Here is a 12651-nt window from a genome sequence, read left to right on the forward strand (position 1 = left end):
TACCGTTCGCGCGAGGGCCGTGCCTTCTGAGCGGCGTGGGGGGCGTGGCCCGCAGTTCGAACTATAGACACGGGTGGGGCCGGGGCAAGGGGAACGGCCACTTTCGGGCGGTTTGGTTTGGCCGGGACGAGGCGGTCCGCACCGCCTTCTCCGCCCTGACGTCCTCCCTGTCCGATATGGACTAGACCAATTCGGCAGGGTGGGCTCCACCGAACGGAGCGAGTGTCGCTAGTCTCGTGTCCGGGCCCGGAAGTGTGGGCCCAGACACCGAAGAGACGGAGAGATCGTGGCGTCCATCGAGTCAGTACAGGCGCGGGAGATCCTTGACTCCCGGGGCAACCCGACAGTCGAGGTCGAGGTTCTGCTCGACGACGGGACCATCACCCGTGCGGGTGTCCCCAGCGGAGCCTCCACCGGCAAGTTCGAGGCGGTCGAGCTGCGTGACGGCGGCGAGCGCTACGGCGGCAAGGGCGTGAGCAAGGCCGTCACCGCCGTCAACGACGAGATCGCCGACGAGCTGCTCGGCCACACACCCGACGAGCAGCGCATCATCGACCGCGCGCTCATCGACCTGGACGGTACCCCGGACAAGTCCCGGATCGGCGCCAACGCCATCCTGGGCACCTCCCTGGCCGTGGCCAAGGCCGCCGCCGAGGAGGCCGGGCTGCCGCTGTTCCGCTACATCGGCGGTCCCAACGCGCACGTCCTGCCCGTGCCGATGATGAACATCCTCAACGGCGGCGCGCACGCCGACAGCAACGTCGACATCCAGGAGTTCATGGTCGCCCCCATCGGCGCCCCGACCTTCTCGGAGGCCGTGCGCTGGGGCACCGAGGTCTACCACTCCCTGAAGTCGGTCCTGAAGGCGCACGGCCTGGGCACCGGCGTCGGCGACGAGGGCGGCTTCGCCCCCAACCTGGACAGCAACCGCGCCGCCCTGGACCTGATCGTCGAGGCGATCGAGAAGGCCGGTTACAAGGTCGGCACCGACATCGCCCTGGCCCTGGACGTGGCCGCCAGCGAGCTGTTCTCCGACGGTGTGTACACCTTCGAGGGCCAGTCCCGCACGGCCGAGGAGATGGCCGCCTACTACGCGGAGCTCGTCGACGCCTACCCGCTGGTCTCCATCGAGGACCCCCTCGACGAGGAGGACTGGGACGGCTGGAAGACCCTCACCGAGCAGCTCGGCCACAAGGTCCAGCTGGTCGGCGACGACCTGTTCGTCACCAACCCGGAGCGGCTCCAGCGCGGCATCCTCGCCGACACCGCCAACTCGCTCCTGGTGAAGGTCAACCAGATCGGCACCCTCACCGAGACGCTGGACGCGGTCTCCCTCGCCCAGCGCAGCGGTTACACGGCGATGATCAGCCACCGTTCCGGTGAGACCGAGGACACCACCATCGCCGACATCGCGGTGGCCACCAACGCCGGGCAGATCAAGACCGGTGCCCCGGCGCGCAGCGAGCGGGTCGCCAAGTACAACCAGCTGCTGCGCATCGAGGAGGAACTGGACGACGCCGCCGTGTACGCGGGCGTGTCGGCCTTCCCGAGGTTCGCCGAGCGCGGCTAGTCTGCCCCAGTGTCCCGCGAAACCAAGCAGCCGCCCACAAAGGCCGAGAAGGCGAACAAAGCCGACAGGCCTGCGAAGGCCGCTGCCCGGGGCGGCGCCAAGGGCGCCGTCAAGGCGGGCGCGAAGGGCTCCGGTGTGGGCCGCACCTCCAGGGTGCGGCCCATGCTCACCAGCAGGGCGGCCATCCTCGCCCTGGTCGTCTGCGTGATCGCGCTGAGCCTGGCCTATCCGCTGCGCGAGTACGTCATACAGCGGTCCCAGATCGCGCAGCTGCAGGACGAGCGCGCCCGCATGGAGGAGAACGTCGCCGAGCTCCAGGAGCGCGAGGAGGCGCTGAGCGAGGCGGATTACGTGGAGCGCGAGGCGCGCGCCCGGCTCCACTTCCAGTACCCGGACGAGACCGCCTACATCGTCATCCGCCCCGACTCCGAGTCGGAGGCCGAGACGGATCCGGCCGAGCCCACCGAGCCGTGGTTCACACAGCTGTGGCGTTCGGTCGAGGAGGCCGACAGCCCCGACCCCGACGACGGGCTCTGAGGGTTTCCTCGCCTGTACGCAGCCTGTGGACGACGGGCGCTGAGGCCGTTCACTGCAACTATGCTGGGTTGGTCATGACTTCCGTAGATCCGCCCGTTCCGGGGCACACCGACGGCGGTCCCGCCTCCGAGCAGGACCTGGCCGCGATCGAACTCCAGTTGGGCCGCCAGCCGCGCGGGGTCCGTGCCGTCGCGCACCGCTGCCCCTGCGGCCTTCCCGACGTGGTGAAGACCGCTCCCCGCCTGGAGGACGGCACACCGTTCCCGACCCTGTACTACCTGACGTGCCCGCGCGCCGCCTCGGCGATCGGCCGGATGGAGAACGAGGGCCGGATGCGCCAGATGCAGGAGCGCCTGGGTGAGGACCCGGAGCTCCGGGCGGCCTACACCAGGGCCCACGAGTCCTACCTGGACGAGCGGGCCGAACAGGCGCGCGCCGACGGTCTGGAGCCGCTGCCCGAGGGTATGCAGAGCACCGGGGGCATGCCGACCCGGGTCAAGTGCCTGCACGCGCTGGTCGGCCACGAGCTGGCCGCGCCGGGGACCAACCCGTTCGGCGCCGAGGCGCTGGCCGAGCTCCCCGAGTGGTGGGCCAAGGGCCCGTGTGTGTGCGTTGACGAGAACACCTCCGAAGCTGTTGAGGGGACGGACGCTTCATGAGCGGTGTCGCGGGGATCGACTGCGGAACCAACTCGATCAGGCTGCTGATCGCCGACATCGTCTTCCTGGACGGTGACGAGGTACAGGTCGTCGACGTCGACCGGCGCATGGAGATCGTGCGGCTGGGCGAGGGCGTCGACGAGACCGGCGCGTTCGCGCCCGAGGCCCTGGAACGGACCTTCGAGGCGCTGCGCGGCTACGCCGAGGCGATCGAGGCGCACGGGATCGAACTGGGTCCGGACGGGGTGCGCATGGTCGCGACCAGCGCGACCCGGGACGCGAGCAACCGCCAGGAGTTCGTGGACGGTGTCCGCGAGATCCTGGGCGTGGAGCCCGAGGTGGTCACCGGCCTGGACGAGGCAGAGCTGTCCTTCGTGGGCGCCACGGCCGAGCTGGAGGCCGAGGCGGCCGACGGTGAGGCCAGCGGGGACTTCACTCCGCCGTTCCTGGTGGTCGACATCGGCGGCGGCTCCACGGAGTTCGTGCTGGGCGGCCTGGACGAGGACGAGGACCTGGTGCGCGCGGCCCTGTCGGTGAACGTGGGCTGCGTGCGCATGACCGAGCGCCACCTGCGCGACGACCCGCCCACGCAGGAGCAGGTCGAGGCGGCCACGGCCGACATCGACGCCGCCCTGGACGAGGTGGAGAAGGTCGTCCCGCTGCGGGAGGCCGGTTCGGTGGTGTGTGTGGCCGGGACCGCGACCACGGTCGCCGGGATCGCGCTCGACCTGCCCGAGTACGACTCCGAGCGCATCCACCACACGCGGGTGTCCGCCGCGGACCTGGACCGGATCACGCGGGACCTGCTGGCCTCGCGGCACGCGGACCGGGCCGAGATCGGTGTGATGCACCCGGGCCGGGTGGACGTGATCGGGGCGGGCGCCCTGGTGCTCTCCCGCGTGCTCGCGCGCACCGGCGCGGACCACTTCACCGCCAGCGAGCACGACATCCTCGACGGTGTCGCGTGGAGCCTCATCGCGCCGGAGTGATCCGGGGCGGTCCGGGGCTCCGGAACGAGCCCGCGCGACTCCACACGAGCCGGGAGGCCCGGCCGAGCCCGAGCGCGCCCGAGTGAGCCCGACGGAACCGGGTGATCCCGGGCGCGCCCGAGTGAGGCGAAGGGAACCCGGTGAACTGGAGTAATACGGTGCTCATCGTTGCTTAACCTCTTGGAAAGGGAACTCCGGGCATCCCGGAGGGGCCTTCTGGAGGGTCCGACCAGGGACCTCGGGTGAGACGCGTCACCCGCAAGACCCTTGTGAAAGCATTCACAACCCATCTGACCTGCGAAAACGTCACTGGTGTGCACGTCGGAATGGTCCGAAGGTGGGCGGATGTGAACCTTCTCTGTCGGTAGGTGCTTGTGAAAGAATGCACAAGCAACCTTCAGTCGGGGTAAGAACCACGGCTCCCAGGACCCGGCGCCACCCGGCGCGGGGGAACCGAAGACCGTGACAGCCTTCGCGGCCCTTGAGGCAAGGGCGCCACAGATTAACCGTTAGGGCGGAAATGCGATGACCGAGAGCAGGAACTACCGGCTGGTACACGGCGGCGGGGACGAGGCGGAGATCCCGCACATCCTCATCGTCGGCGGCGGTTACCTCGGGATGTACACCGCGAGGCGGCTGGAGAAGAAGCTCGGGTCCGGTGAAGCCCGCATCACCGTCATCGACCCGAACTCCTACATGACCTACCAGCCGTTCCTGCCCGAGACGGCCGCCGGCAACATCTCGCCGCGCAACGTCGTGGTCCCGCTGCGGAAGGTCTTCGACCGCGTCCGCGTGCTGGGCGGCCGCGTCGTGCGCATCGACCACGCCGACAACACGGTCCGCTACGAGCCCAACGTCGGTGAGCCCGAGACCCTCCGCTACGACTACCTCGTGATGGCGGCCGGCGCGGTCTCGCGCACCCTGCCCATCCCGGGCCTGGCCGAGTGGGGCATCGGCATCAAGACCGTCGAAGAGGCGGCCTACCTGCGCAACCACGTGCTCAACCAGCTGACCATCGCGGACTCCACCAACGACAAGGACGTGCGCGCCAAGGCGCTCAACTTCGTGTTCGTCGGCGGCGGGTTCGCGGGCGCCGAGGCTATCGCCGAGCTGGAGGACATGGTCCGCGACGCGGTCCGCATCTACCCCTCGATCGACCTCGACGACGTGAACTTCTACCTCATCGAGGCCGCGGACAAGATCCTGCCCGAGGTCGGCCCGGAGGTCGGCGGCAAGGCGCTGAACCAGCTCCGCCGGCGCGGCATCGACGTGCGGCTCAAGACCTTCCTCGAGTCCGCCACCGACCAGCGCATCAAGCTCAGCGACGGCGCCGAGTTCGACGCGGGAACCCTGGTGTGGACCGCGGGCGTCAAGCCCAGCCCGGTCGTCTCCGCCAGCGACCTGCCGCTGGGCCCCAAGGGCCACGTCGACACCAGCGAGTACCTCACCGTCAACGGCACGGACAACGTCTTCGCCGGCGGCGACAACGCCCAGGTGCCCGACGGCAACGGCGGCTACTACCCGCCCAACGCCCAGAACGCGGTCCGCCAGGCGCCGGTGCTCGCCGACAACATCATCGCGACGCTGCGCAACGGCAAGCTCAAGGCCTACCAGCACAAGAACCTCGGCGCGGTCGCCGGGCTCGGCGTGCACAAGGGCGCGGCCCAGCTGTTCGGCAAGATCAAGCTGAACGGCCGCCTCGCCTGGTACGCCCACCGCTCCTACCACCTGCTCGCGGTGCCCACCTTCAACCGCAAGCTGCGGGTCCTCTCGGACTGGACGCTCGCCTTCTTCCTGCGCCGCGACTTCGCCGCGCTCCCGGAGATGGCCGAGCCGCGCCAGGCCTTCGAGGAGGCCAGCCAGCCGCAGGTCGAGGACGGCCGCCTGCGCCGGGTCAGCTGACCCCGGGCGAGTCGCCCACCGCGCCCGACAGATACACCCGAAACGACCGGTTTCCTGCGGAAGCCGGTCGTTTTGTGTCCCCATCCGGCCAAGCCGATCCAAAGTGGGCAATCGGTCCGGCCGGTATGATGGGCACGCCCTCGTAGCCCAATGGAAGAGGCAGGCCCCCTAAAAGGGTCACAAGTGTCGGTTCGAGTCCGACCGGGGGTACTCAGTTCGCCGTTCCGGTTCCCGGAAGACCGCCGTGGTGCCCGTGGCCCCGGCCGGGGCAGTGGATCTTCAACCCGGGGACGTCTCGGCTCAGGACCGTCCCCTCAGGATCAGTGCTGCTCCATGAGCAGTTGGAGCTGGGTGAACAGCCGTTCTCCCGGGTCGTTCAGGTCGATGCCGCTGACGGCCGCCGCGCGGCGGACCCGGTAGCGGAGCGTGTTCGGGTGGATGTGCAGCCGTTCGGCCGCGGCCCGCGCGTCACCGAAGGTCTCGAGGTAGGCCAGCAGCGAGTGCACGAGGTCGGCGCCGCCCGCCTGGTCGTGCTCGATCAGACGGCTCACCCGGGGGTCGCGCAGAGACGGGTCGGCGCGCAGGTGTGCGAGGGTCTCGCTGATCAGCACCCGGGAGCGCACGTCGGAGATGGTCGCCACCTCCCAGTCGGTGCCGCCGTCCAGGTCGCGGCCCATGGCGTCCAGGACCCGGTCGGCCTCGGCCCGGGACTCGGGCACGTCGCCCAACCGCTCGACCAGCGAACCCACGGCCGCCTGCACCCGCAGTCCGAGCGCCGCGCGGGCCGCCTCAACGGTCTTGCGGGTCAGCGCCAGCACGGACTGCTCCACCCCGCGCCATCCGTCCCCGCCCGGGGCGCGGGCCAGGTCCGGCAGCAGCACGTAGACCCGGCCGCCCAGTTCGGTGACCAGGGAACTGCGCCGGTAGGCGGCGGTGTGCACGGACACCAGGTCGATGAGCTGGCGGCGGCGCAGCTCGCGCACCGGCCGGTCCGGGCGCTCCCCGGCTTCGGAACCCTCCGGCTCCGGAGCCTCCGATCCCCCTCCCGGACCCCCGCCGGAGCCTCCGGCCGGGCCCCCGCCCGCGGGCTGGCTCAGGGAGAAGGCGACCACCAGCGCGGCCCGCTCCGTGTGCACCTCGACGGTGTCGGCCAGCGCACTCGCGTCGATCCGCCCCTCCAACAGGCTGGACAGCAGGTCCTCGCGTAGCCGCAGTCCGGCGCTGGTCTGGGTGCGCTGGCGGATCATCTGGAGCGCGGTGGTGCGGGCGGCCCCGAGCAGGGCCTCCTCGGCGTGCCGGGCCAGCGGCTGGGAGCCCTCCTGCACCCAGATGGCGCCCAGGGGCCGGCGCCCGGCGTGGATGCCGACCGCGAGCCGGCGGCGGATGCCGAGTTCGGGATGCTCCTCGATCCGCACCACCTCCTCGCCCGCGCGCAGCTTGGTGAACACGCCCCACTCCCGCAGCAGCGCCAGGTAGGACTCGGGGCCCTGGCGGCCGAGCACCGACAGACGCCGCAGCTCGTCCACCTCGGCGCCGCTGGAATAGGCCAGCACCCGGCTGGCGGAGTCCTCGATGCTCACCAGGCCGCCGGTGAGCTGGGCGATGGTCTGGGCCATGGAGAACAGGTCGCCGGTGGCCTCGCCCAGGTCCTCGGAGGCGGTCAGCCGGGCGTCGTCCACGATGCTCTGGCACACCGACTGCAGCTGGTCCCAGCGCACCTCGGGCCGGACCGCCAGCAGCGCCACCCCGCTCTCCTGCGCCTCGGCACGCAGCGTCCGGAGCTCGTCGGCGGCACCGGAGCGGGAGGAGCGGCTCCGGTGCTCGCCGGAGGGCGGGATCGTCTCCTCCACGGGGGAGTGGTGCCCGCCGGCCTTGACCGCGACCGCCGTCGCGCCCTGCCCGGCCAGCACGCGCACCAGCCGCCGGGCGGCGCCGCCGCGCACGCCGATGAGCAGGACCAGGTCCCCCTCGCGGGCCTCGACCCGGTCCTCGGGGTCGATGATGACGACGTTGTCCACCTGGACATCAAGTCCGTCCGGGGCGGCCGCGACGTCCACGATGGGATCGCCGAGGGCCAGCAGGAGCCTGCGGAGGGGGAGCCCCGCGCTCTCTTCAGTGGTTGTTCCTGGTTGACCAGGCATGATGTCGTTCCTCACCGGTCGGGTCCGGGGACTGACACTACTGGAGCGGCGAGGGCCCGGCGCCGGGGTGTGCGCGCCTGGGTGTTCCTTGGTTTGTCCTGGTGAACAAATAAGGCCGGTAAAGAGTGGCCCGGCCCACAAGGTGTGGACGTCCACGTTCTGAGACCGTTGAATCAGCCCAACCCTGCTCGTTCAGGGACATTCTTTCCAGGGAGGTGCCCATGGACGCCGTGACCAACGTCCCGCAGCCGGTGAACGAACCCGTTCTCACCTACGCGCCCGGGAGCGCCGAGCGCGCCGAGCTCGTCGCCAAGCTCGAGGAGCTCGGCCGCGAGAGCATCGACCTGCCGATGCGCATCAACGGCGAGAGCCGGATGGGCGGCGGCGACCCGATCGACGCCGTCCAGCCGCACAACCACGCGGCCGTCCTCGGCACCATGCGCAACGCCACCCACCAGGACGCCCGCGACGCCATCGCCGCCGCGAAGGCCGCCGCCCCCGCCTGGCGCGCCCTGTCCTTCGACGACCGCGCCGCGATCATCCTCCGCGCCGCCGAGCTGCTCGCCGGCCCCTGGCGCGCCACCATCAACGCGGCCACCATGCTCGGCCAGTCGAAGACCGCCCAGCAGGCGGAGATCGACGCGGCCTGTGAGCTCATCGACTTCTGGCGCTTCAACGTCGCCTACGCCCGCCAGCTCATGGAGCAGCAGCCCCTGAGCGTGCCCGGCGTGTGGAACCGCATGGAGCAGCGCCCGCTGGAGGGGTTCGTCTACGCGATCACCCCCTTCAACTTCACCGCCATCGCGGGCAACCTGCCCACCGCTCCGGCCCTGATGGGCAACGTGGTCGTGTGGAAGCCTTCCCCGACCCAGCAGTTCGCCGCCGAGCTGACCATGCGCCTCCTGGAGGAGGCCGGGATGCCCCCGGGCGTCATCAACATGGTCACCGGTGACGGCCTGGCCGTCTCGGACATCGCTCTGAACGACCCCGAGCTGGCCGGTGTGCACTTCACCGGTTCCACCAAGACCTTCCAGCACCTGTGGAAGAGCGTCGGCGAGAACATCTCCAACTACCGCTCCTACCCGCGCATCGTGGGCGAGACCGGTGGCAAGGACTTCATCGTCGCCCACTCCTCCGCCGACCCGGAGATCCTGCGCACCGCCATCGTGCGCGGCGCCTTCGAGTACCAGGGCCAGAAGTGCTCCGCCGCCTCGCGCGCCTTCGTCGCCCGCTCGGTGTGGGAGAAGATGCGCGACGACCTGGTCGCCGAGGTCGAGGCCCTGACCATGGGCGACGTCACGGACCTGTCGAACTTCATCGGCGCCGTCATCGACCGCCGCTCCTTCGACAAGCTGGCCAAGGTCCTGGAGGACGCCAAGTCCGACCCGACCCTGGAGATCATCGCCGGCGGCACCGCCGACGACTCGGTCGGCTACTTCGTGCGTCCGACCGTCATCGAGGGCACGGACCCGACCAACGACGTGTTCCGCACGGAGTACTTCGGTCCGATCATCGCCGTCCACGTCTACGAGGACGACGACTTCGAGTCGGTCCTCAAGATCGTCGACGAGGGCTCCGCCTACGCGCTGACCGGCGCCATCCTGGCCAACGACCGCGCCGCGGTGGCCAAGGCGACCGAGGCCCTGCGCTTCACCGCCGGCAACTTCTACATCAACGACCGCCCGACCGGCTCCATCGTCGGTCAGCAGCCCTTCGGCGGTGGCCGCGCCTCCGGCACCAACGACAAGGCCGGTTCCGCCCAGAACCTGTCCCGTTGGGCCAGCCCGCGCGCCATCAAGGAGACGTTCGTCGCGCCGACGGTCTCCTCCTACCCCCACCAGGGGTAGTCGCCGACGGCGTACCCCTCCTCCGTCCTGAGGGGGGTCCGCCGTCACCCGGGGCCCGCCTGCCGGTGGCTCGCGACGCGTGAGCCACCGGGGCGGGGCCCGTCGTCCCCCCGAGGAACCCACCGTGCGGTCGGCACACCGTCCGCGCTCACCGTCCGCGCCAGCCCACCGGCTCGCGCACGTCTTCTTCGAGGTCACCATGCTTCGTAAACCCCTGTTGCTCGCCGCCAGGTCCGCGACCTGCCGCACGATCGTCGAGCGCACTCCCATGACCCGGGCCATGGTCACCCGCTTCGTCGCGGGCTCCACCATGGAAGAGGCCCTGCCCGCCGTCCACGAGCTGGCCCAGGACCGCTACATCACCCTGGACTTCCTCGGTGAGGACACCACGGACCTGTCCCAGGCCACGAACACGGTGACCGCCTACCAGGACCTGCTCGCCGCGCTGGGCGAGGCCGGCCTGGGCGACCGGGCCGAGGTGTCGGTCAAGCTCTCCGCCGTCGGCCAGTTCCTGAACGCGGACGGCGAGAAGATCGCGCTGGACAACGCGCGCAGGATCGCCGAGGCCGCCAAGGCGGTCGGCACCACGGTGACCCTCGACATGGAGGACCACACCACCACCGACTCCACGCTGGGCGTCCTGCGCGAACTGCGCGAGGACTTCCCGTTCGTGGGCGCGGTGCTCCAGGCCTACCTGCGCCGCACCGAGGCCGACTGCCGCGACCTCAGCGGCGCCGGTTCGCGTGTGCGCCTGTGCAAGGGCGCCTACGACGAGCCCGAGTCCGTGGCCTTCCGCGACAAGCACGAGGTGGACAAGGCCTACGTGCGCGCGCTGAAGATCCTCATGGCGGGCGACGGCTACCCGATGGTCGCCTCCCACGACCCGCGCATGGTCACCATCGCCGGTGAGCTGGCCGCCGCCCACGGCCGCGGCGCGGACGACTACGAGTACCAGATGCTGTACGGCATCCGGGACGGCGAGCAGGTCCGCCTGGCCGCCGAGGGCAAGCGCATGCGCGTCTACGTCCCCTACGGCGACGAGTGGTACGGCTACTACATGCGCCGTCTGGCGGAGCGTCCGGCCAACATGCTGTTCCTCGCGCGTTCCCTGGTGACCCGCAACTGAGGCGGATCAGCGGTTCGGGATTCACGGACACGGAGGAGCGTTCTCGGAGAAAGAGACTTCTCAGCAGTGGGGCGCGACCGCGATGACCGGTCAGGACGGGTCCGCACCGGTGACACGGGTGCGGGCCCTTTCCGTGTTCGGAGAATGCACACAGAGTGCCGGACAATGTGATCCGCGCCATTGTGGATGGGCGTGCCCAGGGTGAATCCGAAGCCGTTTCGCAACGGTGACCTCGCCCAGGAACCCGTGGCCAGAGCCGTACGTTACCTTGTGGGCAGCAATCCACGCGTGAAAGGCCATTACTAGACATGCGGATGCGGAGTTCCAACCCCGTCCTCAAGCGGGCGCTTCAGCAGCAGTCCGGGCCCCAGCAGGGCTACGGGCAGCCCGGTTACGGTCAGCAGGGCTACGGGCAGCAGGGTTACGGACAGCCGTACCCGCAGCAGCCCTACCCCCAGCAGGGCTACCCGCAACAGGGTTACCCCCAGCAGGGTTACCCCCAGCAGGGTTACCCCCAGCAGGCTGCGGGCGACCAGCCGATGACCATCGACGACGTCGTCGTGCGCACGGGTATGACCCTGGGTGCCGTCGCGCTCTTCGGTGTCATCAACTACTTCCTCTTCATGAGCAACCCCGCCCTCGGCGTGGGCCTCATGTTCCTCGGCATGATCGGCGGGCTCGTCCTGGGCCTGGTGATCGCGTTCAAGCAGATCACCAACCCGATCGCGATCCTGTCCTACGCGGCCCTCGAGGGCCTGCTCGTCGGCGGCCTCTCGGCCTTCCTCGGCAGCATGCTCTCGGTGCAGATGGGCGACCCCTCGGCGGGCACCTCCCTGGTCTCGCAGGCCGTGATCGGCACCGTCGCGGTCTTCGGCGTGATGCTGGCGCTGTACAAGTACCGGATCATCAAGGTGACCGACGGCTTCGTCAAGGCCGTCAGCTACGCCGTCCTCGGCGCCGCCGCCCTGATGCTGGTCAACTTCGTGCTCAGCTTCTTCATCGCCGGCGGCATGGGTCTGCGTGAGCCCACCTGGCTGGGCCTGGGCGTCGGCATCGTGTTCGTCGTCCTGGCCGCCCTGACCCTCGCCATCGAGTTCCGCGGCATCGAGGAGGGCGTCAACGCCGGCATCCCGAACAAGTTCGCCTGGCAGTTCGCCTTCGGCCTGACCGTCTCCCTGGTCTGGCTGTACATCGAGATCCTGCGCCTGCTCTGGATCATCAAGACGATGTTCGCGGACTAGCGGACCGGTCGTTCCCTCGCGCGTCGCCCGACCGTTCGCGTGAGGACGTGACAAGGGGCCGTCACCCGGGTTCAGCCCGGGGGCGGCCCCTTCGCCGTGCTCGGTGCGTACCCGGTGGGCGGCCACGCGGGGTCGGGGTGTGTCAGGCGGTCTCTCGGCGCGGCGCCGGGATGGAGCGGTTCCTGCGGCGACGGTCGTACTCGGTGACGATGGCCTGGGCGTAGCCGTGGGTGAGGTCGTACTCGTCAGCGAGCCAGTGCGACCGGTCCGTGGGGCGCACGAGGCCCGGTCCCTTGTCGAGCGAGTCGAACCACTCGTGGAGTCCTCGGCCGGTCACGACCGGGATGCGTTCGATGAGCTTTGCGTGGATCTCCGGCGAGTGGGTTACCGACATAGGCACCTCCGCAGTGCGTTAGGCATGTGGCACTTACCTGCGACCCTGCATCAGGATCACGGTTCGGACAAGTCCCGGCCACCAGCTTTTACCTTGCCGGTGCGAGAACGTTTCCCTGATCGACTCCTGTAGCCGAACTCCGGGTGCTATCGGGCTCGCCTACGCGTGTTCCGGCGGATCCAGGCAGAAGGGGGCACTGTCCGCAAAGTACTCGGAATCGGGTTCCGGTACGGCGGAAGGGGCCC

General features: G+C 70.0%; 10 protein-coding genes and 1 tRNA gene. 9 read left to right on the forward strand and 2 right to left on the reverse strand.

Annotated elements, in window-relative coordinates; genetic code table 11:
* Positions 1-286 precede the first annotated feature (286 nt).
* From eno to D458_RS0131440, 6 genes are all read left to right on the forward strand, one after another.
* A complete protein-coding gene (gene eno / locus D458_RS0131410) occupies positions 287-1570 on the forward strand; it encodes a phosphopyruvate hydratase (protein ID WP_017590687.1) in 1284 nt (427 codons plus the stop codon).
* A 162-nt stretch (positions 1571-1732) separates the two neighbouring features.
* Positions 1733-2107 (forward strand): FtsB family cell division protein, encoded by a 375-nt coding sequence (locus D458_RS0131420; RefSeq protein WP_017590689.1) that lies wholly within the window; start codon positions 1733-1735, stop codon positions 2105-2107.
* A 74-nt stretch (positions 2108-2181) separates the two neighbouring features.
* A complete protein-coding gene (locus D458_RS0131425; protein WP_017590690.1) occupies positions 2182-2766 on the forward strand; it encodes a DUF501 domain-containing protein in 585 nt (194 codons plus the stop codon).
* Positions 2763-3755, forward strand: a complete 993-nt coding sequence (locus D458_RS0131430) for a Ppx/GppA phosphatase family protein (protein WP_017590691.1) — start codon at positions 2763-2765, stop codon at positions 3753-3755. Before D458_RS0131425 ends, D458_RS0131430 begins: the two co-directional genes overlap by 4 nt.
* A 525-nt stretch (positions 3756-4280) precedes the next feature.
* Positions 4281-5657: an NAD(P)/FAD-dependent oxidoreductase gene (locus tag D458_RS0131435; protein WP_017590692.1), complete on the forward strand. Its 1377-nt coding sequence runs from the start codon at positions 4281-4283 to the stop codon at positions 5655-5657.
* Between the two features lie 136 nt (positions 5658-5793).
* Positions 5794-5867 (forward strand) — tRNA-Leu (locus D458_RS0131440).
* A 110-nt stretch (positions 5868-5977) separates the two neighbouring features.
* On the opposite strand, the gene D458_RS0131445 is transcribed toward D458_RS0131440, so the two are convergent.
* Complete coding sequence (locus D458_RS0131445) at positions 5978-7798, reverse strand: PucR family transcriptional regulator (protein ID WP_026119865.1); 1821 nt, start codon at positions 7796-7798, stop codon at positions 5978-5980.
* Positions 7799-8019: 221 nt separating this feature from the next.
* Between D458_RS0131445 and pruA the strand changes: the two genes are divergently transcribed.
* The 3 genes from pruA to D458_RS0131460 all read left to right on the forward strand — a co-directional run bounded on the left by pruA (position 8020) and on the right by D458_RS0131460 (position 12012).
* Positions 8020-9645, forward strand: a complete 1626-nt coding sequence (pruA, locus tag D458_RS0131450; RefSeq protein WP_017590694.1) for an L-glutamate gamma-semialdehyde dehydrogenase — start codon at positions 8020-8022, stop codon at positions 9643-9645.
* Between the two features lie 199 nt (positions 9646-9844).
* On the forward strand, positions 9845-10771 hold the full coding sequence (locus D458_RS0131455; RefSeq protein ID WP_026119866.1) for a proline dehydrogenase family protein: 927 nt from the start codon (positions 9845-9847) through the stop codon (positions 10769-10771).
* A gap of 308 nt (positions 10772-11079) precedes the next feature.
* Positions 11080-12012 carry a Bax inhibitor-1/YccA family protein gene (locus D458_RS0131460; RefSeq protein ID WP_017590696.1) on the forward strand — a complete coding sequence of 311 codons (933 nt, stop codon included), beginning with the start codon at positions 11080-11082 and terminating at the stop codon, positions 12010-12012.
* A 142-nt stretch (positions 12013-12154) separates the two neighbouring features.
* Here D458_RS0131460 and D458_RS0131465 read toward each other — a convergent pair whose 3' ends face one another.
* On the reverse strand, positions 12155-12406 hold the full coding sequence (locus D458_RS0131465; RefSeq protein ID WP_017590697.1) for a DUF4287 domain-containing protein: 252 nt from the start codon (positions 12404-12406) through the stop codon (positions 12155-12157).
* Positions 12407-12651 lie beyond the last annotated feature (245 nt).

Source organism: Nocardiopsis ganjiahuensis DSM 45031 (genome assembly GCF_000341085.1).
GTDB lineage: Bacteria > Actinomycetota > Actinomycetes > Streptosporangiales > Streptosporangiaceae > Nocardiopsis > Nocardiopsis ganjiahuensis.

Bases quoted from the DNA above. Each gene is read 5' to 3' on its own strand.
- D458_RS0131420 (WP_017590689.1), top strand. From the start codon at position 1,733: ATGCTCACCAGCAGGGCGGCCATCCTCGCCCTGGTCGTCTGCGTGATC.
- D458_RS0131425 (WP_017590690.1), top strand. From the start codon at position 2,182: ATGACTTCCGTAGATCCGCCCGTTCCGGGGCACACCGACGGCGGTCCC.
- D458_RS0131430 (WP_017590691.1), top strand. From the start codon at position 2,763: ATGAGCGGTGTCGCGGGGATCGACTGCGGAACCAACTCGATCAGGCTG.
- D458_RS0131435 (WP_017590692.1), top strand. From the start codon at position 4,281: ATGACCGAGAGCAGGAACTACCGGCTGGTACACGGCGGCGGGGACGAG.
- D458_RS0131445 (WP_026119865.1), bottom strand. From the start codon at position 7,798: ATGCCTGGTCAACCAGGAACAACCACTGAAGAGAGCGCGGGGCTCCCC.
- pruA (WP_017590694.1), top strand. From the start codon at position 8,020: ATGGACGCCGTGACCAACGTCCCGCAGCCGGTGAACGAACCCGTTCTC.
- D458_RS0131455 (WP_026119866.1), top strand. From the start codon at position 9,845: ATGCTTCGTAAACCCCTGTTGCTCGCCGCCAGGTCCGCGACCTGCCGC.
- D458_RS0131460 (WP_017590696.1), top strand. From the start codon at position 11,080: ATGCGGATGCGGAGTTCCAACCCCGTCCTCAAGCGGGCGCTTCAGCAG.
- D458_RS0131465 (WP_017590697.1), bottom strand. From the start codon at position 12,406: ATGTCGGTAACCCACTCGCCGGAGATCCACGCAAAGCTCATCGAACGC.